The organism is Lysobacter sp. Soil_N_23 (assembly GCF_057656135.1).
On sequence record NZ_JBDGKY010000021.1, the window covers coordinates 48,487 to 74,229 of the forward strand.

At 66.7% G+C, this 25,743-nt stretch carries 22 protein-coding genes; 10 read left to right on the forward strand and 12 right to left on the reverse strand.

Going from position 1 to position 25,743, the window contains the following annotated elements; genetic code table 11:
• The first annotated feature begins 167 nt into the window (after positions 1–167).
• The 3 genes from AC3A3X_RS14675 to AC3A3X_RS14685 are packed head-to-tail and all read left to right on the forward strand — an operon-like array spanning position 168 to position 2,559.
• Positions 168–1,319, forward strand: coding sequence for a saccharopine dehydrogenase family protein (locus AC3A3X_RS14675; RefSeq protein WP_487583764.1), 1,152 nt, complete (start codon positions 168–170; stop codon positions 1,317–1,319).
• A complete protein-coding gene (locus AC3A3X_RS14680) occupies positions 1,316–2,074 on the forward strand; it encodes an alpha/beta fold hydrolase (protein WP_487583765.1) in 759 nt (252 codons plus the stop codon). Before AC3A3X_RS14675 ends, AC3A3X_RS14680 begins: the two co-directional genes overlap by 4 nt.
• Positions 2,071–2,559 carry a nuclear transport factor 2 family protein gene (locus AC3A3X_RS14685; protein WP_487583766.1) on the forward strand — a complete coding sequence of 163 codons (489 nt, stop codon included), beginning with the start codon at positions 2,071–2,073 and terminating at the stop codon, positions 2,557–2,559. The genes AC3A3X_RS14680 and AC3A3X_RS14685 overlap by 4 nt, the downstream gene beginning before the upstream one ends.
• Before the next feature lie 13 nt (positions 2,560–2,572).
• On the opposite strand, the gene AC3A3X_RS14690 is transcribed toward AC3A3X_RS14685, so the two are convergent.
• Positions 2,573–2,866 carry a HigA family addiction module antitoxin gene (locus AC3A3X_RS14690; RefSeq protein ID WP_487583767.1) on the reverse strand — a complete coding sequence of 98 codons (294 nt, stop codon included), beginning with the start codon at positions 2,864–2,866 and terminating at the stop codon, positions 2,573–2,575.
• A gap of 194 nt (positions 2,867–3,060) precedes the next feature.
• Here AC3A3X_RS14690 and AC3A3X_RS14695 point away from each other — a divergent pair, with 194 nt between their 5' ends.
• Positions 3,061–3,408, forward strand: a complete 348-nt coding sequence (locus AC3A3X_RS14695) for a GFA family protein (RefSeq protein WP_487583768.1) — start codon at positions 3,061–3,063, stop codon at positions 3,406–3,408.
• Between the two features lie 91 nt (positions 3,409–3,499).
• Here the strand turns inward: AC3A3X_RS14695 and AC3A3X_RS14700 are convergent, their stop codons facing one another.
• The 9 genes from AC3A3X_RS14700 to AC3A3X_RS14740 form a co-directional block, all read right to left on the reverse strand.
• Complete coding sequence (locus AC3A3X_RS14700) at positions 3,500–5,341, reverse strand: hypothetical protein (protein WP_487583769.1); 1,842 nt, start codon at positions 5,339–5,341, stop codon at positions 3,500–3,502.
• The gene (locus AC3A3X_RS14705) at positions 5,338–7,482 is read right to left on the reverse strand and encodes a hypothetical protein (protein ID WP_487583785.1); all 2,145 of its coding nucleotides are present in this window, start codon (positions 7,480–7,482) and stop codon (positions 5,338–5,340) included. The genes AC3A3X_RS14700 and AC3A3X_RS14705 overlap by 4 nt, the downstream gene beginning before the upstream one ends.
• Before the next feature lie 5 nt (positions 7,483–7,487).
• Positions 7,488–8,717, reverse strand: coding sequence for a BatA domain-containing protein (locus AC3A3X_RS14710; RefSeq protein WP_487583770.1), 1,230 nt, complete (start codon positions 8,715–8,717; stop codon positions 7,488–7,490).
• Positions 8,714–9,631 carry a DUF58 domain-containing protein gene (locus AC3A3X_RS14715; RefSeq protein ID WP_487583771.1) on the reverse strand — a complete coding sequence of 306 codons (918 nt, stop codon included), beginning with the start codon at positions 9,629–9,631 and terminating at the stop codon, positions 8,714–8,716. The genes AC3A3X_RS14710 and AC3A3X_RS14715 overlap by 4 nt, the downstream gene beginning before the upstream one ends.
• 24 nt (positions 9,632–9,655) lie before the next feature.
• The gene (locus AC3A3X_RS14720) at positions 9,656–10,651 is read right to left on the reverse strand and encodes an AAA family ATPase (protein ID WP_487583772.1); all 996 of its coding nucleotides are present in this window, start codon (positions 10,649–10,651) and stop codon (positions 9,656–9,658) included.
• A 163-nt stretch (positions 10,652–10,814) separates the two neighbouring features.
• Entirely contained in the window at positions 10,815–11,516 is a 702-nt protein-coding gene (locus tag AC3A3X_RS14725) for a DUF4159 domain-containing protein (RefSeq protein WP_487583773.1), read from the reverse strand.
• A complete protein-coding gene (locus AC3A3X_RS14730) occupies positions 11,513–13,138 on the reverse strand; it encodes a TldD/PmbA family protein (protein WP_487583774.1) in 1,626 nt (541 codons plus the stop codon). The genes AC3A3X_RS14725 and AC3A3X_RS14730 overlap by 4 nt, the downstream gene beginning before the upstream one ends.
• 140 nt (positions 13,139–13,278) lie before the next feature.
• Positions 13,279–14,613: a TldD/PmbA family protein gene (locus AC3A3X_RS14735; protein ID WP_487583775.1), complete on the reverse strand. Its 1,335-nt coding sequence runs from the start codon at positions 14,611–14,613 to the stop codon at positions 13,279–13,281.
• Positions 14,614–14,630: 17 nt separating this feature from the next.
• Positions 14,631–16,259: a TldD/PmbA family protein gene (locus tag AC3A3X_RS14740; protein WP_487583776.1), complete on the reverse strand. Its 1,629-nt coding sequence runs from the start codon at positions 16,257–16,259 to the stop codon at positions 14,631–14,633.
• A gap of 373 nt (positions 16,260–16,632) precedes the next feature.
• Here AC3A3X_RS14740 and AC3A3X_RS14745 point away from each other — a divergent pair, with 373 nt between their 5' ends.
• The 6 genes from AC3A3X_RS14745 to AC3A3X_RS14770 all read left to right on the forward strand — a co-directional run bounded on the left by AC3A3X_RS14745 (position 16,633) and on the right by AC3A3X_RS14770 (position 23,371).
• Complete coding sequence (locus tag AC3A3X_RS14745; protein WP_487583777.1) at positions 16,633–16,983, forward strand: hypothetical protein; 351 nt, start codon at positions 16,633–16,635, stop codon at positions 16,981–16,983.
• Positions 16,984–17,197: 214 nt separating this feature from the next.
• Positions 17,198–18,160: a CheR family methyltransferase gene (locus AC3A3X_RS14750; protein WP_487583778.1), complete on the forward strand. Its 963-nt coding sequence runs from the start codon at positions 17,198–17,200 to the stop codon at positions 18,158–18,160.
• Between the two features lie 128 nt (positions 18,161–18,288).
• A complete protein-coding gene (locus AC3A3X_RS14755; protein WP_487583779.1) occupies positions 18,289–18,930 on the forward strand; it encodes a response regulator in 642 nt (213 codons plus the stop codon).
• 260 nt (positions 18,931–19,190) lie between these two features.
• Positions 19,191–21,536: a hypothetical protein gene (locus tag AC3A3X_RS14760; protein ID WP_487583780.1), complete on the forward strand. Its 2,346-nt coding sequence runs from the start codon at positions 19,191–19,193 to the stop codon at positions 21,534–21,536.
• Between the two features lie 73 nt (positions 21,537–21,609).
• Positions 21,610–22,365: an FkbM family methyltransferase gene (locus AC3A3X_RS14765; protein ID WP_487583781.1), complete on the forward strand. Its 756-nt coding sequence runs from the start codon at positions 21,610–21,612 to the stop codon at positions 22,363–22,365.
• A gap of 475 nt (positions 22,366–22,840) precedes the next feature.
• Entirely contained in the window at positions 22,841–23,371 is a 531-nt protein-coding gene (locus AC3A3X_RS14770; protein WP_487583782.1) for a helix-turn-helix transcriptional regulator, read from the forward strand.
• Between the two features lie 268 nt (positions 23,372–23,639).
• Here the strand turns inward: AC3A3X_RS14770 and AC3A3X_RS14775 are convergent, their stop codons facing one another.
• On the reverse strand, positions 23,640–24,947 hold the full coding sequence (locus tag AC3A3X_RS14775; RefSeq protein WP_487583783.1) for a type II toxin-antitoxin system HipA family toxin: 1,308 nt from the start codon (positions 24,945–24,947) through the stop codon (positions 23,640–23,642).
• Complete coding sequence (locus AC3A3X_RS14780) at positions 24,944–25,261, reverse strand: helix-turn-helix domain-containing protein (RefSeq protein ID WP_487583784.1); 318 nt, start codon at positions 25,259–25,261, stop codon at positions 24,944–24,946. The genes AC3A3X_RS14775 and AC3A3X_RS14780 overlap by 4 nt, the downstream gene beginning before the upstream one ends.
• Between the last annotated feature and the right edge of the window lie 482 nt (positions 25,262–25,743).

The following is a 25,743-nucleotide window of genomic DNA, read 5'->3' on the forward strand; positions in this document are numbered from 1 at the left end:
CGCCACACCGTGCAGAAAGGGAGTCTGTGAGGGATTTCGGCGCGCCACCATTGGCAGGAGGACATAGCCCGTTCGGCCGAGCGCTCCGGCGATCCGCGCGCGCCAGGCTGGAGCGGATCGCGGCGGGTAGACTGTCGCCACTGGTTCAGGCGCTGGGGCGGGGCTCGATGAGAACACTGGTTCTGGGTGGCTATGGAAACTTCGGTGCGCGCATCTGCCGTGCCCTCGCCGGCGACCCGGCCATCGAGCTGCTGGTAGCCGGTCGCAACCGCGCCCAGGCGCAGCAACTCGTCGACACGCTTGATGGCACCGCCAGCGCGGTGGCCGTCGACTTCACCTCACCGAACTTCGCGCGAACCCTCGGGCAGATGGATGTCGGGCTGGTCGTGCACGCGGCCGGGCCGTTCCAGCAGCAGTCGTACGCGGCCGCGCACGCGGCCGCAGAAGCCGGCGCGCACTACATCGACCTGGCCGATGGCCGACGATTTGTCTGCGACTTTCCCGCGGCACTGCATGCGCAGTTCCAGGCGGCCGGGCGCATCGGCATCACGGGCGCGAGTACCGTTCCGGCGCTGTCGTCGGCGGTAGTCGAGCATCTGTGCGCGGGATGGGCTGCAATCGATTCGATCGACATCTGCATCGCGCCTGCGCAGACCGCACCGCGCGGCAAGGCGACGCTCGCGGCGGTGCTCAGCTACTGCGGCGAGCCGATCCGGATCTGGCGTGGCGGGGAGTGGGTCCAGGCGCCGGGCTGGGCCAGTCCGGAGCGTGTGGACTTCCTGCGCATGCGCCCGCGCATCGGCGCCCTGTGCGACATCCCCGACCTCGAACTCTTTCCCTCGCACTACGCCGTGCGCGACCGCGTTATGTTCCGGGCCGCGCTCGAAGTCGGGATCACGCAGCGGGCATTTGCGGTGCTGGCGGCGCTGCGTGCCCGTGGCCTGCTGCGGCGGCCCGAGCGATGGGCCGGCCTGTTGAATCGCGCCGCTGTTGCTTTCGACGCCCTGGGCACGGCCTTGGGCGGGATGGTCGTCCGCGTCGAAGGCCTCGATGAGCGCGGCCGCCCTGCCCGCCGGGCCTGGCACATCGCCGCCCACAACGATCATGGCCCAGAGATTCCGTGCATGCCCGCGATCGTGCTGGCCCGCAAGCTGGCCGCCGGCGCCGCCATGCCGGCCGGCGCTTTCACCGCTACCGGGCTGTTGTCGCTCGCGGAGTTCCAGGGCGAGTTCGCACGTTGGGGGATGGTGAGCGATACGGTCGATGAAACGGTGCCGCCTGCAATCGCCGGGGCCAACTCGGCGGCCGCTCCCGCATGAACACCTGCCTGGTCGTACTTCCCGGCCTGGATGGCACTGCAACGCTGCTATCGGATTTCGCCGATGCAACTCGCCCTCACTTCTCGTCGGTACGGGTGATCCACTATCCGTGCGACCAACCTCTTGGTTATCGGGAGCTTGAAGCTTTCGCTCGACGCGAGTTGCCGATCGACGCCCCGTTCGTCCTGCTGGGAGAATCGTTCTCTGGTCCCATTGCCTTGTCGATTGCCTCCAACCCACCGGACGGGTTGATCGGTCTGGTTCTCTCGACATCCTTCTCGCGTCGGCCGGTCCCTTGGCCGGCGCCACTCGCGCACTTGTCCGCGCTCGCACCGGTCCGGCGCATCCCGGAGTCTGTTCTGTCATGGTTGCTGTTGGGAGATTGGGCCACGCCCGACCTGCGGTCCTCGCTGCGGGTTGCCTTGGCGTCAGTGTCGCCCCGCGTGCTGAGGGCCAGGGCTGAGGCGGCTCTGCGGGTCGACTGCTCAGGCTGCCTGGAGACGATCAAGGTTCCGGTCCTGTATCTGCGCGCTACCGGAGATCGTCTGATTTCCGGGGCCGCCGCCGACGGTATCGTTGCGACGATTCCCCAGGCTTCGGTGGTCGACATTGCCGGACCGCATCTGCTGCTCCAGGCCGCACCGGGCCTCTGCGCCGAGGCTGTCGTCAGGTTCTCGGTTGCGACGTCACCGGAGTACCTTGGCGATGGCGTCACTGCCATCCACCACCCCCCACCTCCGCAGAGACCCGCATGAAGAAGCCGATTCCGCTGATCGCCGCCCTGGTTGCTATTGCCGCTGCGGGGGCGTCGTTCGCTTCCGGGCCAGACAGCGCAGCCGCAGATCCGTTGTTCGCCAGCATCTCGGCACTGGATACCGCGGTGTTTTCTGCGTTCAACACCTGCAGCGAGCCCGGGCAACTGCTCAAGCACGCCGGTTACTTCACCCCCGATGTCGAGTTCTACCACGACACCGGCGGCGTCACCTGGTCGCGGCAGGAGATGCTCGCCAACACGGAGAAGTACGTTTGCGGGCATTTCCGTCGCGAGCTGGTGCCGGGCACGCTCAAGGTCTATCCGATCAAGGATTTCGGCGCCATCGAGCAGGGCTCGCATCGCTTCTGCCAGTTCGACACAGGCAAGTGCGAGGGCCTGGCTGACTTCCTGATCGTGTGGAACAACAACGACGGCAAGTGGCAGATCACCCGGGTGCTCAGTTACGGGCACCGCCCCAACAGGTAATCGCCATCAGCTGTCAGGCCGCGGCCAGCTTGAGTTTGCCAACCCGCTGCAAGTTGACGTGCCGGCGTGCGACCCAAAGATCATAAGCGTCTTGCATGGCAAGCCAGCTCTCGGGAGAGCGGCCAATCGCCTTGGACAGGCGCAGCGCCATCTCCGGCGTGATGCGGCTCGCTCCCTTGAGGACACGGCTGAGGGTGGATGCCGCCACATCGAGCTTTTCAGCCAGCTCACGACCGCTAATGCCGTTGGGCTCAAGGTAGATGTCGGTGATGAACTCACCAGGATGGGGAGGATTGTGCATAGCCATTAGTGATAGTCCTCATAATCCAGGACGTTGGCGTTCCCGTCTTTGAACTCGAACGTCATGCGCACTACGCAACAATCATATCTGGTGCTAGCAGCAGTTGACGACGTGCTTCTGGTACCAGCGCTGGCAGCGTGAACAAGGGCTCCAACCCCCAGCGGTGACAATTCGTCGTCCACGCTTTCGGAGACACCAGGATGAAGTACGAGGGAAGCTGCCATTGCGGCCGCGTCGCGTTCGAGGTGGAAGGCACCATCGACAGCGGCCTGTCCTGCAATTGTTCCATGTGCGGCCGCAAGGGGTCGCTGCTCTGGTTCGTTCCGCGCGACCAGATGCGGCTGAAGACGCCCGAGGATGCGGCGAGCACCTACCTGTTCAACAAGCACGCGATCAAGCACCGCTTCTGCCCGGTGTGCGGCATCCATCCCTATGGCGAAGGCACCGACCCGAAGGGCAACCCCATCGCCGCGATCAACCTGCGTTGTCTGGAGGACATCGACCTCGCCGCCATCTCGGTCCATCAGTATGACGGCAAGTCGAAGTAGGGAATGTCGTCCCGAGCGCAGCGAGGGACCCGCTGTTTCGCCGCGGAAAGCAGATCCCTCGCTTCGCTCGGGATGACAGAACAGGGCTTGATCAGCGTTGCCCGAAGCGCGAGCGCTCCAGCCACCACGTGGCGGCGCTCGCCAGCAGCCACGCCAGCCACCACGGCCAGCGCTCGCCGGGGTGACCCGGGACCGAGCCCGCTGCGGCAGCATTGGCGACGGAACCCGCAGCCAGGCGCGAGGTGGCATCGCGCGTGTCACCTGCACGCAGGCCCCGCGCGGCCGCCGGTGCGCGTACGAAGAACGACAGCGACTGCTCGCCGGATCGCAGCTGGTGCCAGCCGGCATGGCGCGGCCAGAACGCCGCGCAGTTTCGCTGGCCGGTAGCCGGGTCGCGCAGCAGCGCGACGATGTCGCCAGCCGGCGTCCTCACGTTTGCAGCAGCGCCGACGGCGCACAGTGCGATGCGTTCGTGCTGGCGCGGCGCGCCTTCGATCACAAGGTTGTTTCGAGCCTGCGCGCGACCGATCGTCGCAAGCGCGGTGCTCCACATTTCGCCGTGCAGGTCGTCGCGACCGGCCAGCACCAGACGGTAGCTGTCGGTCAGCGTCCACAGCGCAATCCGTCCGCGCCCTTGTACACGCCATGCACCCATCCAGGTGCCGGTGTCGTCGCGCAGCAGCGGCACCGCGTCGCCGGGCTGGATGCGCAGGTCGCGTCGCGTCAGCGCAGGAAGGTCGGGCAATGCCGCGTCGTGCAGCCTAGGTGCATCCGGCGTGCCGGGCCCGATGCGTGCGCGGGTGGTGTCCTCGTCGAGTGCGATGGGCGCCAGCTTCACCGTTGCCGAATCGCTGCCGCCGGCAACCGCGAACCCGAGCGCCTGCAAGCGGCGACGTTCCCCTGGCGACGGTGCGGCGGTCACGCGCAACACGACACCGAGGCCGTTGTTGATCGCCTCGGTGAGCGCGGCGCGCTGGTTGTCGCCCAGTGCGGACCAGGCGCGTTCGTCCAGGATCACCAGGTCGAAGCGGCCGAGGTTGGCGGCGTTGATCGCGATCGGCGCATCACCCACTTGCATGCCGCCGCCGACCGAGACCTGGGTCTGCAGGGCCAGCCCGGCGTCACGCGCCCAGCGGCGCAGGTACTTCACCTCGGGACCCGGCGCACCGGCCATCAACAACAAGCGCGGTGGGGTTGCGGCAGTTGCCTGGAGGGGCAATTCGACGTCTTCGACGATGGCTTGCCGCGCATCGCGCAAACGGATCGTGAAGCTCGCTGTGCCTGCAACGCGCGGGCTCGCGGTCAGCGTGAAGCGCCCATCGGCCGGCAGTGCGACGCGATCGACGCGGCGGCGACCCGGATCGAGCAGTTCGGCCGAGCCGCTACGCAGATCGTGTGCGCGCCCGGCGACGGCGAACTCAGAACCAGCGACCACTTGGCGTGGCGCCTGCAGTTCGACCAGCCCGCGTGGCAACGCATTGGCGGTGAACTCCAGTGCCAGGCCGCGGACGGAATCGCGATCGCGGGCCTCAAGACCTGCGCCGACGATGCGCACGCGCTGCGTGCCCGGGTGCTGGCGCAGCGCCGTGGCGAGATCGGGAACGCGTTCGACATCAGCCAGCGGCGGCGCTTCGGGCAAAGCGACAAACGCCTCACCGCCACGGCCCTCACCCGGTTGCGCCGTCGTCGCCCCTGCGGTGGCGACGACCAGCGTCCCGGCTTCACCCGGCAGCGAAGGCGGCACCAGCGCGAAGTACAGCAACATCGCGCACACGGGTTGCGCCAGCAGCAGCAAGGCCAGGCGCCACCCGCGCGAGCGTTGCCCCGGCTGCGCGCGCCACTGCCGGTGCAGCAATCGCGCGGACGCGACCACCACCGCAATAGCGAGCAGCACGGCCACCAGCAGCGGCAGGTTGAAGGCGGGCGCGGTCACTTCGGTTCCTCCTGGCGCAACGCTTCCAGATAGCGTCTTCCCGCGGCGTCACCGGCATTGCGCCGTGGCACGGCCGTGGCCGGGCGCGGCAGCAGCGGCCACAGCAATGCACGCAGGTCGGCACGGCACGTCGCACAGTCCGGATCTGCGCGTAGCGCCTCGATCGCGGCGACGAAGGCGAGCGGATCGGCCAGGCGTGCTTCGTGCTCGCGCAGCCAGCGCTCGAGCGCCGTGAAGTCGATCGGCGCGGCTGGAACTTGCGATGCATCCAGCGAACTCCACAGCGCCGCCAGCGTCGGGTCGGTGATGTCGGCCGCCACCAGCGCGTCGTCGCGACGCGCCAGCCCGGCGCGATCACCGCTCATGCGGCGGCTCTCGTCGATCGGCGGCAACTCCGGGCCGACCCGGGCCAGGTAGATGCGCGTGGCCTGCTGCACCTGCTTGATGAAACGCAGCGCGCGGTAGGCGTACGGCAGGGCGAGCTCCGGGTGGCCTTGGCGCAGATGCCCTTCCGACTGCCACATCTCGTCGAGCGCCGACTTGAGAAGCTTGCGCGTCTCCGGATCGAGCAGCGTTGCCGCTTCGGCGTGGTCGTGGGTGTGGCCGTACTCTTCGAGCACCGCGCCTTCCTCGCCGAACTTGCCTGCCCCGCCCGCTTCGGCGTGGCCATGCTCGTCGGCCGGCGCCGCGGCGCTTTCGTCGGCGTCGTGCGTGTCGTCGGCATCGTTGGTCGGCGGCGGCTTGGGTTCGCCCTCGGCCTCTTCGCCGAGGAACTGGCCATAGCGCAATCGCAGGATGCGCTGGTCGACGCCGATCTCGTCGCTGCGCTTCACGTAGCGGTCTGCTTCGAGCCTGCGCTTTTCCTTCAGCAGCGCCTCGGCGTCGATGATGATCTGGCGCTGGCTGCGGAAGTACGCCGGCAGCACCTTCTTGACCATGCCTTCCAGGCCGGTGGTCTCGGTGCCCAGGTCGGATGGCCAGCGCAGGATCAGGCTGGCGCTGCGCGCCGATTGCGCGGTCGGGATTCGGTTGTCGTTGACGCTCAGCTGCACGATCAGGTCGTCGCCGGCGGCCAGGCCGAGCGCTGCCAGATCCAGCCGATGGGCAAAGCGCTTGACGGTCGCACTGCCGCTGCCGCCGATGGTCATCGACTGCTCGCGGAAGGTGATGTTCTCGCCGCTGCCCTGCGCCAGGGTGATGCGCAGCGTCGCGGTGGAGGCGACGCCGTAGTCGTCGCTGCCCTCGAACGCCAGCGGCCAGCTGCGCTGTCCCAGCGTCATCAGGCTCAGGCTGCGGTCGGGCTCGAGCACGCGCAGTTGCGGAGCGCGGTCGGGAATCGCGTCGAGACGGTGCAGAGTCGCCGGCTGCAGCGGTGGCGCATCGTGCACGACGATGCGGTACAGCGCCGAGCGGGCGAGCACGTCATTGCCGCGCCAGTCGTCGCCTTCGCGGCTGAGCTTGAGGTGCCGGCCGTCGTGGAAGACCAGTTCCGCCGATGTCGGCTGCGGCGCGAAGCGGATCGTCCATTGCAGGCGCGTGCCCTGCGGCGCCTTGGCGTCGAGGGTAGCGTCGTCGCGCGCGGGCTGTCGCGTGTAGCCGGGCGGTGTGATCTGCAGGCGTTGCTGGACGATGCGCGTCTGCGTCAGTGCGGCGGGAGCGGCGCCGACGCTGGACAGCACGTCGTCGAAGGTCGCGCCCGGGCGTGCAGGCCAAAGCAGGATCACTGCGATCGCGACGATGGCAGCGCCGGTGCCGGTCGCGTGTACCCGCGTCGACCAGCGCGGGCGCAGGTCCGGCGGCGGCGCGTTCTCGATGCGTTGTTGCAGGCGACCCAGTTGCAGGCGTTCCAGGCCGATCATGGCAGCGGTCGGCGCGAACAGCAGGTCGGTGCTGTCGTCCATGTCGGCGCGACGGGCATCGAGTTCGCGGACCAGCCAGCGCGTGTCGAGCGTGCGTGCGCGATGGACGGCGAATGCCGCCGTTGCCGCGGCCGCGATGACCAGCACCGCCACGGCTGCGGCAGTTCCGCCAAAGCGCCAGGCCAGTACGAGAGCGACCAGCAACCACGGCAGGCAGCGCAATGCGGCGTCGAGGCCGCGACGCCCGCGCGCTTGTTGCAACGTGCGTTGCAGGACCGTCATCGCGCTCATGGCGCCACCGCCCGGCGGGCGCCGGTGGCAAGCCAGCGTTCGCCCAGGAACAACAGCGCGATCAGCAGCACCAGCCACGGCTGCAGGTCGCGCGGCGACTGCGGGAACACCGGGCCGCCGGTCAGCGGTTCATGCATGGAGGCGAGCACGCGCGTCGGTGCCGCCTTTGGTGGGTCGAACAATGCACGCAGTTGCTGCGGAAAGTCGGGCTCCAGCAGCGCCGGCATGGCCTGCGGTGCGAGCTCGCGGGTGAAGCGCATCACGCGGCCTTTGCCATACGCCGTGCCTTCGACCAGCGGGGCACCAGCGGCATCGCGCCACAACACCGTCGTGGCCGGCAGGTTGGCAAGCGTGGTGTCGTGGTCGAGCAGAGCGGCACCGCCTTCGCGCACCCACGCGTCGATTGCGGCGGGCAATGGCCCGGGCGCCAGCCAGATCAACTGCCGGGCAAGTCCTCTGTCGTCCCGAGCGCAGCGAGGGACCTGTTGCTGCGCCGAGGAAAGCAGATCCCTCGCTGCGCTCGGGATGACAAGACAAGGCTTGATCGACGTTGCCGCCGTCGTGCTCGCACTGTCTCCCTTCCACGCCGCCTGTGCGGCGCGCAGGTAACGCATCGCTGCTTCGCGCTGCGGTGCGTAGCGGATGCTTGGTGTGAATGCCGCCGCTATCGGCGCAGATCCGGCTGCCATCGTTCCCGGCACCACACGCCAATCAATTCGATGACTCAACGACGGCAGTTGCGCATCGACACCGGTCAACTGTTCCGGCACCAGCACGGTCAGCGAGGCGCCCGCGGGCAGTTCGGCGTCGAGCTCGCGCAGCAGACTGGTCACCGGCGCAGACGCCGTTGACGCGGGCTCGTCCAGCGACGGGAACCCTGGCGTCAGCCAATGCCATCGGGCGTTCTCGGGCGCCTGCACCTCGCGCGCCTGCTTCAGGTCCACGCCGGGTGCCACCGCAATCCATGGGGCATCGCTTGCACCGCCGACCAGCACCGGCCGCGCCAGCAGCAGCGCCAGCGCCATCAGCAACAACAGCCGCAGCGCCAGCAGCAGCCATTCGTCGAAACGGATGCGGTGACGTGGCTTGGGCTTCTGCCGCAACCAGCGCAGTGCGGCGAACTGGATCGGCCGCTGCTCGCTGCGTCGCGCCAGATGGATCAGCAGCGGCAACAGCAGCGCCGCGAGCGCAGCCAGGCCGGCGGGCAGCAGGAACGCCAGGCTCATGCGTACTCCGCGGCGTCGCGGGAACCGAACAGGCGCCGCAGCGGCAGGTCCAGCGCCTGGTCGAGCACGTAGCGCGCATGGCGGATGCCACTGGCATCCAGGCGCGCGTCGAGTTCGCGACGTGCGGTCTCGAAGCGTCGCAGGAAGTCATCGCGCATCGCGACACCGTCGCCGCGCAGCTCCTCGCCGGTTTCGGGCTCGCGGAATACATGGCCCCCGCGGAACGGGAAGTCGCGCTCCTCGGCGGTCAGGATCTGGATGGCGGCAACCTCGCGGCGTGCGGCGGCCAATCGCGTCACCACTTCCAGCGCACCTTCGTCGAAGGCATCGCTGAGCAGCACGACCAGGTCACCGGCGCCGATGCGCTCCCACAACGGACGCAGGCGTTCCGCCGACGGCCAGGTGCCGCCCGCGTCGACGCGTTGCAGTTCGAGCATGAAGCGGTCGCGCTGGCGCAGGCCGCTTCCCGGGGCGAGGACGCGCACACCGTCGCCGTGCAGCACGGCCAAGCCGAAGCGGTCACCCTGGCGCAGCGCCAGTTCGGCGACGCATGCGGCCAGTCCCTTCGCGGCCGACAGGCGCGACCATCCGGGTCGGGCCGCGTCTTCCTGTGCCATCGACGCGGTGGCATCGACCAGCAACCACACCGCGAGCGGACTTTCTCGCTCGGCCTCGCGGACGAAGAAGCGGTCGGAGCGTGCGTACAGCTTCCAGTCGACCTGGCGCAACTCGTCGCCGGGTTCGTAGGCGCGGTACTGGGCGAACTCCAGTCCGGCGCCGCGACTGCGGCTGTGGTGCAGGCCGATGCCCTGCAAACCGACCGCGCGTCGCGAGGTCAGGCGCAGGTCCTTCAACCGCGCGCGCACCTGCGGCGGGATGAAGTCGACGAAGCTCGAACCGGGACGTATCGACATAGCTGGGCCACGCGTGTCCTGCGATCAGCCCGCGAACGGCACGCTGCGCAGCAGCGCGGCGATCACGTCGTCGGCGCTCTTCTGCTCGGCCTCGGCGGCGAACGACAGCAGCAGGCGATGGCGCATCACCGGCGCGGCCAGCGCGACGATGTCCTCGCGCGTTGCCGCCAGACGCCCGTGCAGCAGCGCGCGCGCCTTGGCCGCGAGCACCAGCGATTGGCCGGCACGCGGACCGGCGCCCCACTTCACCCACTGCTTCACTTCCGGCGGCGCAGATTCGTTCGGGCGGCTGGCGCGGACCAGGCGGGTGATCCAGGCGAGCAGATCGTCGCCCAGGTGCACTTCGCGCACGCGTGCCTGCAGCGCCAGCACTTCCTCGCCGTGCATCACCTGCGGCACCTCGGAATGACGCGTGCCGGTGGTCTGCGCCAGGATGTCGCGCTCCTCGACTTCGCTGGGATAGTCGACGCGGATATGCAGCAGGAAGCGATCGAGCTGCGCTTCCGGCAACGGATAGGTACCGGCCTGTTCCAGCGGGTTCTGCGTGGCCAGCACGAAGAACGGCGCCGGCAGCGTGTGGGTCACGCCGGCGTAGCTGACGGTGCGTTCCTGCATCGCCTCCAGCAGCGCCGCCTGGGTCTTGGGCGGGGTGCGGTTGAGCTCGTCGGCGAGCAGCAGGTTGGTGAAGATGGGGCCCGGCTGGAAGCGGAAATGGCGATGGCCGGTGCCGTGGTCTTCCTCCAGCAGCTCGGTGCCGAGGATGTCGCTGGGCATCAGGTCGGGGGTGAACTGCACGCGCCGGAATTGCAGCTCCAGTGCCTGACCGAGCGAGCGCACCAGCAGCGTCTTGCCCAGGCCGGGCACGCCTTCGAGCAGGCAGTGGCCGCCGGCCAGCAGGCCGATCAGCAACTGCTCGACGACCGCTTCCTGGCCGACGATGGCCTGGGCGATGGCGGTGCGCAGGGTGCCGAGCCTGGCGAGCTGGGTCTGGATGTCGGCTTCGGTGGGGGTGGTGGTCATTGGCGGTTGGTTCCTCGTCATTCCCGCGCAGGCGGGAATCCATGGACTTCGAGCTCTTTTTTGTCGTCATCCCGGCGAAAGCCGGGATCCAGTTTGTTGTTGCCGTTGCTGTTACGTCGTTACGTCCTTGGATTCCCGCCTGCGCGGGAATGACGGGACAAGATCAGCTGTTCAACGCATACATCACGATATTGACCGCGAACTTCGTATTGTCCTCGGCCAGGAAACGCTTGTTGCGCCAGTCGTAGTCCCACTCGCAACCGTAATCCTTGTTGCTGTAGAGAACCCCGAGCCGGCCGTCGATCTCGATGCCCTGCAGGTAGTCGTGCACCAGGTCGTCGCCCCAGCCGTTGAGCTCGAAGCCCGTGGCCGGCGGGCCGTCCTTGAACGTGAAGAAGCTGCGGTACAGCGCGTGCGTGTTGGGCAGCTTGCGCAGCGCCTTCGGCCCGAAGATCGACGCCATCTGCGCCTCGAACGAGCGCGCGAACAAGCCGTCGATGTCGTGGTTGCAGTCGTCGACGAAGACGAAGCCGCCATTGCGCACGTAGCGCTCGAAGTTGCGCCGTTCATCCGGATTGAACTCGACCAGCTTGTGCCCGGCCAGGTAGCAGAACGGCGCGGTCAGCATCTTCGGGTCGGCCAGCGCCAGCACGTGCTCCTTCGGGTCCACGCGCAGGTTGGTGTAATCGATCAATGACGTGATCAGGTTGGCCGGCATGCGCTGGTCGACATCCCAGTCCCCCGAGTCGTACTTCAGGCGCGTCAGCCAGAAGTCGTACTCGACGCTGGCGGCGCGTGCGAGCGGAGGCAACATCGCCCCTGCCGCGCCCGCCAACATCAGGCGGAGGAACTGCGCGCGGTTCATATCGACCGCGCGGTATTGATGATGTTGATGCCGTTGAAGCGAGTGGTGCTCGATCCGTGCGACACCGCGGAGACCTGGCTCGGCTGGCCCTTGCCGTCGAAGAACGAACCGCCGAGGCGGAAGTCGCGCTCGTCGCAGATCGCGCTGCAGGCGTTCCAGAACTCCGGCGTGCGGATCTGGTAGGCGGCGTCCTCGACCAGGCCGGTCACCCGGCCCTGCTTGATCTCGTAGAACAGCTGGCCGCCGAACTGCGCGTTGTAGCGCTGCTGGTCGATCGAGTACGAGCCGCGGCCGTGGATGTACAGGCCGTTCTCGACGTCCTTGACCATGTCGGCGACGCTCAGCGGCGTCTTGCCCGGCATCAACGAGACGTTGGCCATGCGCTGGAACTGCACGCTCGACCACGAGTCGGCGTAGCTGCAGCCGTGCGATTCCTTGTGGCCGAGGATATGCGCTTCGTCGCGCGTGGCCTGGTAGTCGACGAGGATGCCGTCGCGCACCAGGTCCCACTGCTTGGTCTTCACGCCCTCGTCGTCGTAGCCGACCGCGCCGAGGCTGCCCTGGCGAGTCTTGTCGGCGACGAAGTTGACGATGTCGCTGCCCCAGCGGTAGCCCTCGTCGCGCTTGTCGAGCGTGGCGAAGCTGGTGCCGGCGTAGTTGGCCTCGTAGCCGAGCACGCGATCGAGCTCGAGCGGGTGGCCGACGTTCTCGTGGATGGTCAGGAACAGGTTCGACGGGTCGATGACCAGGTCGTACTTGCCCGGTTTCACCGACGGTGCCTTGAGCTTGGCACGGGCATCGCGGGCGCTGGCGATGGCGTCTTCCATCACGTCGTAGCTGCGGCCGTAGGCGGTGATGCCGCCGGGCAGCTTGAACTTGCCGGCCGGATCGGCGTCGAGATACTCGTAGCCCATGCCCATCGGCGCCGACAGGCCGTTGCGCGTGCGGAACTTGCCGCTCGCCTTGTCGACCGCGGTGGCGGTGATCGGCAACCAGATCCGGTGCACGTCCTGGTCGATGTAGCTGCCGTCGGTGGAGGCGAAATACTTCTGCTCGTTGATCAGGAACAGTGTCGAATTGAAGAAGTCGGCGCCGGCCTTCATCGCCGCGGCATTGACGCCCAGCAGCAGGTCGACCTTTTCCTTGATCGGCACGGCCATCGCGTTCTTGCGGATCGGCGTGGCCCAGTTGATCTCGCCGACGCCGGGCGTCGGTGCCAGCTCGACGCGTTTGGTCTGGTGGCGCGAGTTGGCCTTGGCGATCGCGGCCGCCTGGCGCGCGATGGCCGCCACCGCATCGGTGGTCTGCACGTGGGTCGCCGCAAAGCCCCAGGCGCCATCGACCAGCACGCGCACGCCGATGCCGGAGGACTCGCCGTTGACGATGTTCTCCACCCTCGCCTCGCGGGTGATCACCGACTGGCGCAAGTAGCGACCGATGCGCACGTCGCAGTACTGCGCGCCCGCGGCGCGGGCGGCCGTCAACGCGGCGTCGGCGAGAAGCCGGCGGCGCGCACCATCAACCGGTTCGAGCAGTGCCTCGGCGGCGATGCTGCGGCCGAATGGCAGCGCCATCGCGGCGAGGGACAGGCCGGTGAAATTGAGGAAATCGCGGCGTTGCATTTGCTTGGGTACTCGAAAAACCAGCTGAACGTCATCCCCGCACACTACCCGTCATCCCCGCGAAGGCGGGGATCCATGGACGTTGGCTCTCAGGGCATTACGTCCATGGATTCCCGCCTGCGCGGGAATGACGGTCTCCGTCAGACCGCATCCGACAGCGACGTAAAGGTGAAATCGCGCAGCTTCATCGGCGGGATCATCATCACGAACGAAGACTCGTCACCGGCCACGCGCACCGGCTTGCCGAGCTCTTCGATGTTGTTGAGCATGATCACCGGCGACTCGTTGAAGCGGAAGTTCTTCACCGGGTGCTTGATCTGGCCGTTCTCGATGTAGAACGTGCCGTCGCGGGTCAGGCCGGTCAGCAGCACGGTCTGCGGATCGACCATGCGGATGTACCAGGTGCGGGTGACCAGGATGCCCTTCTGGGTGCTGGCCACCAGCTGCGCGGTGGTCTTGTCGCCACCGGCGACCAGCAGGTTGCCCGGCTCGCCGACGGCGCGCTTGCCCTGCTTCTTGGCCCAGTAGCGCGAGTACTGCATCGCCACGACCTTGCCGTTCTCGACGATCGCCATCTTCTCGCGCGGCAGGCCCTCGCCGTCCCACGGCAGCACCGGCGCGCGCTCGTCCCACGGGTCGGCGCTGATGTTCACGCGCGGGTCGTAGACCTGCTCGCCAAGCTTGTTGCCGCCGCCCTTCTTCGACAGGAAGCTGCGGCCTTCGTCGGCCTGGCGAGCGTCGAAGAAATTCATCATGAACGAGATCAGGCCCGCGGCCGCGGCCGGTTCCAGGATCACCGTGTACTTGCCCGGCTCCAGCGCCTTGGCTTCGGCCGACTCGGTGGCCTTGCGCATGGCGGTGCGGATGTCCTGATCGGCCTTGAAGTCGTCGGAATCCTTGAGGTTGCGACCGACCCAGCCCGAACCGCGGCCGTCTTCGGTGCGCACGGTGCAGGTGTAGTCGAAGCGCGTGGCCTGCTGGTAGCCGAAGTTGCCCTTGGAGTTGGCGAACGCCACGAAGCTCTGGCCGTCCTCGAGGAAGCCGGCGGCGATCAGCTTTTCGGCCTTGCACGGGGCGATCGAGTTGGCCGCGACCTGGGCGCGGTACTCCGGGGTGATGGCGGCGGTGGCCGGGCTGAAGGTCGGGCTGGACTTGTAGGTCTGCTTCTCGATCGCCGGCATGAACTCCGGGTTTTCCGGAGCCAGGCGGGCAAGGTCTTCGGCGCGGCGGACGACGCGCTCGAGCGCGGCGTCGTCGAACTCGTTGATGGTGGCGGTGCCGACGCGGCTGCCGAAGGCCACTTCGACGGCCAATTCGGTGTTATCCACTACACCACTGGTGGAGATGTTGTTCAGGGCGAAGCGGATGTTGCCGTCGATCGAACCCTCAAGCTGCGCCGTGCACTGGTCGGCCTTGGACAGCTTGATGACCTTGTCGAGGATCGCCTTGGCCTGTTCTTCGGTGAAGATGCTCATTGTGTTTGTCTCCAGGCTCAGCCGAGGTTGCGGGCGGTGTTGATGACGTTGATGCCGTTGAAGCGCGCCGTGCTCGAACCGTGCGAGACCGCCGACACCTGGCCGGGCTGTCCCTTGCCGTCGAAGAAGGAGCCGCCGAGGCGGTAGTCGCTGTCGTCGCAGACGGCGACGCAGGCATTCCAGAACTCCGGCGTGCGGATCTGGTAGGCCACGTCCTCGATCTGCTGGGTGATCTGGCCGTTCTTGATCTCGTAGAACAGCTGGCCGCCGAACTGGGCGTTGTAGCGCTGCTGGTCGATCGAGAACGAACCGTCGCCGATGATGTAGATGCCGTTCTCGACGTCCTTGATCATGTTGGCGACGCTGAGCTTGTTCTTGCCCGGTGCCAGCGACACGTTCGCCATGCGCTGGAACTGCACGCTCGACCACGAGTCGGCATAGCAGCAGCCGTCGGACTCGGCCTTGCCAAGGATGTGGGCCTGATCGCGGATGGTCTGGTAATCGACCAGGGTGCCGTCCTTGATCAGGTTCCACTTCCTGGTCTTGACGCCTTCGTCGTCATAGCCGACCGCGCCGAGGCTGCCGACCTGGGTCTTGTCGGCGAACACGGTGACGTTGTCGGAGCCGTACTTGAACTTGTCCTTGAGCTTGTCGACCGTGGCGAAGCTGGTGCCGGCGTAGTTGGCTTCGTAGCCAAGGACGCGGTCGAGCTCGAGCGGGTGGCCAATCGATTCATGGATCGTCAGCCAGGTGTGCGACGGGTCGAGCACCAGGTCGTACTTGCCCGGCTTGACCGACGGTGCGGTCAGCTTGGCCTTGGCCTGCTTGGCCGAGGCGATGGCGTCTTCCATCATGTCGTACGACAGGCCGTAGTTGACCACGCCGTTGGGTGAGACGACCTTGCCGGCGGCAGCGCCGTCGAGGTACTCGAAGCCCATGCCCATCGGCGAGGACAGACCGTCGCGGGTGCGGAACTTGCCGGTGGCCTTGTCGATCGCGGTGACCGTCATCGGTGCCCAGATGCGGTGCACGTCCTGGTCGATGTAGCTGCCGTCGGTCGAGGCGAAGTACTTCTGCTCGTTGACCAGGAACAGCATCGAGTTGACGAAGCTGCCACCGGCGTTGATCGCCGCGGCGTTCACGCCCAGCAGCAGATCGACCTTTTCCTTGAGCGGCACTTCCATCGAGTTCTTGCGGATCGGCGTCTTCCAGGAGACTTCGCCCACGCCCGGCGCCTTGGCCAGCTGCACCGGCGTGGTCTGGTGCTTGGAGTTCGCCTTGGCGATCGCGGCGGCCTGCTGGGCGGCCTTGACCACGCCCTGGGTGCCCAGTTCGTTGGTGGCGGCAAAGCCCCAAGCGCCGTTGACCAGCACGCGGATGCCGATGCCGGTCGATTCGGTGTTGACCACGTTCTGGACCTTGTCCTCGCGCGTGATCACGAACTGGCGCAGGTAGCGGCCGATGCGGACGTCGCAGTACGAGGCGCCGGCGGCCGTCGCCGCGGCCAGGGCGGCATCGGCCAGTGCCTTCTTCTTGGCCACGTCGATGGTTTCCACCAGCGCCTCGGCGGCGATGGCACGACCGAAGGGCAGCATCAGCCCGGCCACACCAACGCCGGTCATCGACAGAAATGAGCGTCTATCCACTTGTGTAACTCCCCGGAAAGGCCCGCGCGGCAGCGGCTGCCGCACCAGGCAAGAGACGAAGGCAAAGGCCCCCCGCGACTGTGCTCAGGGGGGCTGCGGCCCGTCAAGTGACGTTCGGGCTATATGACCAGGGCGCACAGCGGCGCATACGCCGAAGTGTGGACTGCGTCGGCGCCAGCCAGTGCGCGCTGGCGACGGGGGCAATGCAGGTATCGCAGGCACGGGCCTGCTGCGTGTCGCCAGACTCGGCATGGTGATGCGTTTTCGGCGATCGCCGTCGCGTGGCCGATGCCCGCCCCCCAAAGCGTTGAAACCGTTGCCGCAGTCACGATCCGCTCTCACCCCCACGCCAGTGCTCCGATCTCTCCGCCCCTTGTCCCACGCCCTGCGCGCCAGTTTCCTGGTGCTTCTGGTGCTCGGGCTGGTGTCGAGGCCGGCGCCGGGGCTGGGGTGCGACCTGCTCGCCATGGAACATGGCACCGCCGTGACCTCGGCGTCAGGCCAGAGTCATGCGCACGGCGACCACCCTGCCCCGCATGGCGACCATGCGCATGCCAAGGGTGCCCACACGCTGATGCATCAGTGCTTTGCCGGCGCATCGGTCGATGCCTCGGCAAGGCCATTCGTGCTGGCGGACACGCGGACATCGCCAGTACCCACTCCCGATTGCGTGCCGGTTGCCCGGCTGCAACGCGCGGTGCCATTCAGGCCGCCCATCGCCTGAGCCTGTGGGCCGTCCCGGGACGGTCTGACCTCCGTTGACCCGCAAGGCAGCGCTCCGTTCGGTCGAGCCGGCCAGTCACTGGCGGCCGGCACGAATCGCACGCCACTGCGCTCGCGGTCGAATCGCATGATTTGTGGCTACCAACGTCCACGGCGGCGCACGGCCCTTTGCGGTCCGGTGCGGTCGCTGGGCGTGGGAGTCCAGGGGACCCCAGATGAGCAGGTTGTTGGCGCTGACACTCAAACCGTTCGTACCGTTCGTCCGTTATGCCTGGCGACGCCTTCCCGCCGCGCTGCGCCAGACCCGGCAAGCCCGCAGGATCGGGGCATTCTTCTACGATCACTACATTCGCGATACAGACCGGAACCAGACGCACTACACCTGGTTCCTGCGCAACATCCCGCAGCTGCGCCTGCTCAACGAGGTCGTCTCCGCGCATCCGCGTGGAGCGCCGCTGCGGATCGCATCGATCGGATGCAGCGTCGGGGCCGAGCTCTACTCCACCCTATGGCTGCTGCGCCGGCACCACCCCTGGCTGGAGGTGGTCGCCTGCGGAGTTGACGCGTCGGCGAACGTGATCGAGGTGGCCCGCAGGGGCGTCTACCGGCTCAGGACACCTTCGTCCCTGGGCGGCACGCTCGAACTCAACGGATCAAAGGTATTCACCACCGTGCCCAACGCGTTGAGAGACATCATGGACGTCACCCCCGAGGGCGCCTTCCGGATAAAGGACTGGATTCGCGAGGGCGTTACCTGGACCGTCGCCGATGCGACAGATCCAGGACTCGCCGCGACGATCGGACCACAGGACGTGGTAATGGCGTGCAACGTGCTCGGCCCGATGGACGACGCCATCGCCGAGGCATGCCTGAGGAACGTGGTGAAGCTCCTCGTTCCAGGCGGCACGCTGGTACTGGACGGGATCGACCTGGATCTCAAGTCTCGCGTCTCGCAGTCGCTCGGGCTCAAGCCGGTGACCCGGTACCTGGAGGAGATCCACACCGCCGACCCGACCAAGGGCGACTGGCCGTGGACACGCTGGTCGCACGAGCCGATCGACTATCAGCGCGCCGATTGGGAATACCGGTACGCGACCGTGTTCGGCGTCGCCCTGGTTCGCGACCGCGGACAGGAGCATGCGATCGATCAGCCCGATGCGGCTGTGGCGGTGTGGTGAGACAAATTCGTACATCGCCATGATCGGCACAGTCCTAAACTACACGCATCGCGCATGCGTGTTGGGCGATGATTCCCTGCTGATCGCGCAGCGATCGCACCTTCGCCCGTCCCCGGTTACGCCCTCCCATGCCGCTTCGCATCATCATCGCCGACGACCACCCCATCGTTCGCTCCGGCATTCGCGAGCTGCTCGAGAGCAGCGGCGAGTTCGGCACTCTTGTCGAGGTCGGCTCGTCCGACGCGCTGGTGGAGGCGCTGGAGCAGGGTTCCTTCGACCTGGTCCTGACCGACTTCAACATGCCCGGCGGGCAGATCACCGACGGACTCAATCTGCTGGAGCTCGTGCGCCAGCGCTGGCCGCTGACGCCGGTGGTGGTGCTGACCATGGTGAGCAACATAGGCCTGCTGCGTGCGGTGCTGGACACCGGCGTGCGCGGCCTGCTCAACAAGGCCGACGCACTGGACGAACTGGAGCAGGCGGTGCGCGCGGTGGCCCAGGGCCAGACCTACATCAGTGCCGACCTGCGCACGATGATCAACGCCGCCCAGGCGGCCGCCCCGGGCAGCGGCGAAACGCGCCTGTCGCGGCGCGAGTCCGAGGTGCTGCGCATGTTCGCCTCCGGTCTGACCGTGTCGCAGATCGCCATGCAGCTCGAACGCAGCGCCAAGACCATCAGCCGCCAGAAGATGGACGCGATGGCCAAGCTGGGCCTGCGCAACGACCGCGAGATCTACAACTACGCGCGCGAGAAGGGCCTGCTGGTCTAGCGCAAGAGTGGTTGCCACTCGTCGTCACGCGCCAACGCCGTCATCCCCGCGTAGGCGGGGACCCAGCGTCGTCGCCGTTCAAAGTCACTGGGTTCCCGCCTTCGCGGGAATGACGGTCTTCCTTTGACGCCGCCACCCTTCCTCGTCATGCCGGTCGGCATGAGCGGATTCCGGCCCCGGCTGCGGCCACCTCTGCACCGACCGGTCTGCTTGCCTCGGACGGGACGCCGCCACATCTGGTTGACCTGGATGGATCGCCCGTGGACGGCGCTGCAGGCGAGTCGCTTCCTGTCGGCACATCACAGGCGGGCACTTCGCTGGCCGGCACTTCACTGGCAATTGCGTCCCTGGCGACTGCGTCCGCACCGGCATTGAAGGCCACCTCTTCGCCATCGAACGCCATTACACCGCCGACGATCATTTCGGATGGGCAATGGTGGCCGCCGATCGCTTCGGAGTGGAACTGGCACCTGTTGATCGCCGCTGTTGCGCTGCTGCTGTTGCTGCTTCTCATCGCATTGCGCAAGCGCCGCAAAGCTCGACGCGAACGCCGCGCCGCCGCCGCGCTTCCGCGCACCATCACCTGGTCGCAGGTGAAAGCGCCCGACGCCCGATTCGCCGAAGACAACACCGGCTTCAACTACGGCACCCTGCCGCTGCCATCGGTAGCCGTGGCGATGCACATGATCGCGCCACAGCCACCGTCATCGCCCGCCAGCGCGACGCTGCGACACGACTCGACGCGTTCGGCCGACGCGCGCCTGCGTGCGATCGATGCAGTTGTCGATGCGCCGCTGGTCCTGACCGGTGAACTTCCGTCGTGCGTTTCGTGGATGAGCTATGAGCATATCGGCCTGCCGGCGCAACCGACCCCGGCACCGCCGGATCAGGTCGACACGCTTCAGCCCGATGACAAGGCAGTGATTTCCGTGATCGAAAGCGACACTGTGAATCCAGTGGGAGGGGCTTCAGCCGCGATGCCTGCCCCTCCCACAGTCAAAACAGTCAAGCCGGAGCCGGTGACACCTTCCGTGATCACCGCACCGGCACCGACCTCGTCGATGGAAGTGTCCGAACGCGTCGGCCAGGCCAAGCACTGGCTGACCGCCGACCGGCCAGAGCAGGCGCTGGCGGCACTGGCACCGTTGCTCGATGGCGACAAGGCCAGCGGCGAAGCGTGGACGGTGGCGGGCTGGTCGTGGTGGCGCATCGCGCGCGACCGACCGGACCGGCAGCTGGAAGCCGCCGGACAGGCAGCTTCGGCATTCCGCAATGCGCTCCGTGTCGAGCCCGACCGCGCCAATCTGTTGTCGCGGATGATTGCCCGTTGCCATCAGATGCAGGCCGATCACCAGACCGGCGCAGATCGCCTGACCAGCCTGGACGAGGCGATTGCCGTCTACGACCGCCATCTGCAGGGGCATACGCGCGACGATGCGGTGCTGCTGGAATGGGCTCAGGCGCTGTATGAGCGCGCTGCCGCCTCGCCGCGTGGCGAGCGCACACGCTGGCTCGATCGCAGCGAACGGGTGATCGAGCAGCGCTGGGGCACGACCATGCCCGATGCCGGCGAGCCGGTGCAGTGGCTGTGGATCAACCTGCTGCTGGCGCGCGCGGAGCTGGTCGATGTGCGTGCGGCCGGCACGCTGCATGCGCGCGCCACCGCCCTGCTCCAGGCCGGCATCCCGCGCTGGGACGAAGCGCAACGCGAAGCCTGGCTGACACGCCTGATCGAGGCCGAACGCGCCTACGCGCAACGTCTCAGCGGCGCCGCCCGGATCAGCCGCCTGCAGGCGACACAGGCCAGCGTCGAAGGGTGGCTCGGCTCGACACGCAGCATCCACCCGCTGCTGGCATGGATCGGCCTGCTTGGCGACTGGGCCGCCAGCCTGCATGGCGCCGCGGCACAGGCCAAGCTCAGCGAGGCCGAGGCCCTGTTCGCGCGTATCGAGGCGATCTCGCCCGACGACGGTGCGCAGGCACGATTCGCGCGGGCCTATTACCTGCGCCTGCGTGCCCGTCGCGAGTTCGGCCTCACCCGCTGGCACACGCTCGACCAGGCACGCGCGTTGCTGGCCGGCATCGCAGCAGGTGAACTGCCGCAGGCGCTGGTCGACCTGGAAACCGCGGAGATCCATCTCGAACAGGCCCGGCTCACCGAAGGCGTCCCGCAGCAGGCCCACTTCGCTTCGGCAGCGCGACTGGCCGAAGTGACGGCGCAGGCACCGGAGAACGAAGTGCGCGCATTGCTGTGCGCGCTGACGGCGCTGGTCGCGATCGCGCAATCGCACGGGCACGAGTCCTCCGCGCGGCAGCCGCAGGCGCTGCCGCGGATGAAGGCGCTCTCCAACCGTCTGCGCGAACTCGCCCCGAACGACGCCGACGCGTTGCGCGTCGTCGCCAATGTTCACCTGGCCTGTGACGAGCCACAGTCGGCTTGCGAGCTGTGCGCCGCGGCCTGGGAGGCCGGCGCTACCCGCGCCGAACTGCTGCCGATCTGGCGCGAGGCCGATGCGCGCTGGGCCAGGACACTCGGCCCGACCCAGCAGGACCCGCACTGGAAGCGACTGCACCAGGGCATGCGCATGGCCAGCAGCACTCCTTGAAACCCACCACTCCCTCACCGCTCCACTGCCCCACTGCTACATCGCCACCAAGAAGCCCCCCCAGGAAGACTCCATGGATACCCCCGCACTCTCCCTCGACGGCGTTCAGCGCCTTTGGAAAACCCGTTACGGAATCACCGCGTCCGTCTCTCTCGACAGTCTCGCCGCACGCTCGCTGCACAACTACGGCGAATGGGTCGAACAGGAACTCGACCTGCTCAGTGGCCTGGTCCAGGAAGGACACAGCGTCCTCGAGTTCGGCGGCGACTACGGCGCGCATGCGCTGTGGCTGTCGCGCACGGTCGGCGAGAAAGGCCAGGTGCACGTCGCCGAACCGCGCCGGCTCGAGTTCCAGCAGTTGTGCGCCAACGTCGCGCTCAACGGCCTGGTCAACGTGCACACGCACTCGGTGTGGCTGGGACGCGAGACCGCAACGACGCGCCAGCTCGACGCCCGCCCGAACCGCAACGGCAATGACGGCGAGCGCGTGCGCTGCGCCAGCGTCGACAGCCTTGGCCTGGACGCACTGAACCTGATCAAGGTCAACCTGCCCGGCACGCTGGTCGCGCTGCTGCAGGGCGCCGACGAATCGGTGCGGCGTTTCCGCCCGACGATCTACGTACGCCTGGGCGGCATCGATCAGGCCGCGGCCGAAGTGAAGGCACTCAAGGACGCCGGATATCGCTGCTGGTCGCACCTGCCGTACCTGTACAGCGCCGACAACCACGCCGGCAACAGCGACAATCTGTTCCCGGGCATGGTCCACCAGAACGTCATCGCCGCGCCGATCGAAGCGCGTCTGGAGTTCGATCGACTGCGCGAGATCTGAGCGTTCGCTGCCGGCAGGGCGCCCTCATCCGCCTGCCGGCACCTTCTCCCGCAAGCGGGAGAAGGGCTGCTTCGTTCTTAGCCCCTCTCCCGCGAGCGGGAGAGGGGTTGGGGTGAGGGCAAACGAGACAATCTGCCCTCAGGTTGTCACTTGACAACCTCCAGAGTCTCAACCTACTGTTCGCAAGGAATGCAAATGGCAAGGAAGCCGCATCCCAAATCCGAGGCAGAGGCCGCTCTCAAGCACGCCGAAGAACAAGGTTGGCGCATCGAGATTGGCAGTTCGCATGCCTGGGGAAAGATGTATTGCCCCTACAACGATGAGGCATGCCGTTGCGGAGAGTTTTGCATCGCCAGCATCTGGAGCACCCCCAGGAATGCCGGAAACCACGGAAAGCAGATCCGACGAGTTGTAGACAACTGCACAACGCATCGAAGCAAGGCCCAACCAGCTCCATGAAAATCGGAGACTGATGATGACTGACTATGAATTCACCTTGAAATTCAGCCTCCCGGATTCGGGAGCTGACCCGGATCAGTACATCGAAGCGCTGGCCGCGACCGGCTGTGACGATGCGCTGATCGGCGTCGGTCAGAACGGTCGCATTGCCCTGGACTTCACCCGCACGGCGGGATCGGCCTTCGATGCGATTTCGACGGCTCTGCGGGACGTCCGAAAGGGCATACCAAAGGCCATGCTGGTCGAAGCCTCGCCGGACTTCGTTGGCCTGACCGATGTTGCCGACATCGCAGGCTTCACGCGCCAGAACATGCGCAAGCTGATGATCAGCAACGCTTCAACATTCCCGGTTGCCGTGCATGAGGGAAAACCGGCGCTGTGGCATTTGGCCAGCATTTTGACTTGGCTCAAGGAGCAGCAGCAACGTCCTGTCGATGTTGTATTGCTGGAAGTGGCCAGGACCAACATGACGCTGAACATCGCCAAGGAAACGCGCAAGCTGCCCGGGGCAGCGCTGCCGAAGGAGCTGGAGTTGTTGTTCGCCTAGGGTAATGCTGGCCACCGCCCTATGCCCTCATCCGGCAACGCGCCAGAGCAACGTCCATGGATTCCCGCCTTCGCGGGAATGACGGCAGAGCAAAGTCACTGGGTCCCCGCCTTCGCGGGGATGACGGTCTTCCTATGACGGTGAAAGCCCCTCTCCCGCTTGCGGGAGAGGGGTTGGGGTGAGGGTGACCCGCGACACTGAATAAGCCGACTGTCATCCCGAGCGCAGCGAGGGATCTGTTTTACGCGGCGAACGATCGGGTCCCTCGCTACGCTCGGGACGACAGTCGAAATGCCCTGGCCCGACGCGCAGCATCCAGTTCCGGATGCTCAAACGCTTCGGAAAACTGTTCCAGCTCCCGATCGCTCATTCCGATAGCGCGGCCGGTTTGTCGCCAACCGGCTACGGCGTCGACGACATTTCCCAGCACTTCGCGGGCGAGTCCAGGCTCCATGCCGAAGTAGGCCGTCACCGACATCAAGGCGTCGATCGATGCAGCAGGCCCCGTGTCCTCGGAGATCCATGTCTTCAGTTCGCGCGCGCGCTCGGGAAATGGATTGATGTCGAATGCGGGCGCCAGCCGCCATTGGCCATGCTGTGCATGCAGGAAGCCATGGTTGTGCAGATGGTCGTCCACGTTGGTGATGAGGATGGAAAACGCGATGCGGCGCCAGAGCTCTTCTATGTTGGCCTGGGGTTGGGCGCCGTGCTGCCGCAGCGCGTCGACGATCTCGGTATAGGTATGCTCGTTCGCTTCGCTGGTATCCACCCCAAGCATGGTGGCGGCGGAGATGTACATCAGTCGGCCACCTTCATCGGGACGATCGAAGCGCCGGATCAGTGCGACCGGAGTGCCTTCGCTGTCGATCAATCGCGCCCTTGCTGCGTTGATCCCCGCTTCGCGGGCAAGGGTGAGGGCCAGCACTTCACCCTTGGTGACGACGCGATCGTCCCCGACGCTTGGGAATTTGGCGATGGACAGGCGGCCATCGTCGTCGATCACCGAACATTTCGGGCGCAGCCCGCCCAAGGAAGTGCCGCGGCCGCGCAAGTAGGCCAGGTCGGCGGCCGTCTCGGAATTGGTTTCGACTGCATGTGAGGCCCAGAGCAGTCTGTTCAACTCGATCAATGGCGGAGTGGTGCGTCGGCCGGGCTCGGGCATACGCTGGAAAATTCCGTCTTCGTCCTGAAACCGCAGCGCACCGACACGGTTGATGTCATCGACCGCCAGCAGGAAGTCGAGATGATGGAGCACGCGAGGCTCGACTGCAGCGCCAGACTGCCGTGCGCTCAGGCGTTGCTTGGCATGGTCGCGCAGGATGACGCGCCGCCCCCAGCCATCGGGTTCGGTATCGGCGATGGCGCCGTGAAACAGCGAGCCATCGCGTACCTGCTGGTGGAACTGCATGCCCGAGACCAGGGGCAGGCCCGGCTCGAGCGCAAAACGATCCGGTGCGGCCAACCAATCGGGGTGGTATTCAAAGCCTGCACTCTGACGTGCGCCTTGCGCTTCAAAACGCAGGGTGCCTACCCGACGGGCGCCGTCCCCCAGGAACACGTTGATCGTGCGTCTCATAGCGGCTTCAGCGCCTTCTTGACTCGCACGCGCTGGGGCAGACGGCTACTGTCCATCAACAACCCGGTGTCGTCGCTGCGGCTGTCTGCGATCTCGGCCAGGGCATTGGAGAACCCAAGCGTGAACAAGGTCATCGCGTACACGCCCATGGACACGCTGGGGTCGCCTTTTTCGACCTTCAGGTAGGTCGCCTTGGAGACGCCGACGCGCTCGACCATCATTTCCACGGTCAGGCTGCGCTTGCGTCGGGCGTCCTTGAGGTCCTTGCCGAGCTTGGCGAGGGAGCGTCGGACCTTGGGAGGAAGGATGTCCATCACTGGGGATCGCATAAATAAGGTCTCATAAATTGACCCTTAAATGCCTTAAGGGCTAGATTATTATTCCTTATCTACCTGATCTGGGGCGAAGTCAAGTCGCTCCCTGATGCAATCGCCTGCGCGAGATCTGATGCTCGCCTCCCGCAGCGTAGTGCGGACCCTGCTGGCCATCGGAGCCCCATGTTCCTAATACGTGTTGGCGAAACACTGGCGAGCAACGTCCATGGTTTCCCGCCTTCGCGGGAATGACGGGCATAGGAGCAACGGCGCTGGGTCCCCGCCTTCGCGGGGATGACGGTCTTTCAATGATGACGGTCTTCCAGTGACGGTGGGAGCCCCTCTCCCGCTTGCGGGAGAGGGGTTGGGGTGAGGGCCACCGAAGACCGTGCAACGAAACGGCAGAGCGTCGTCCGCCGGGCCGGGGATTGCTCCGCAGTGGGCCATGGATGGCCCACGCCCCGCCTTCGGACAGGATGTCC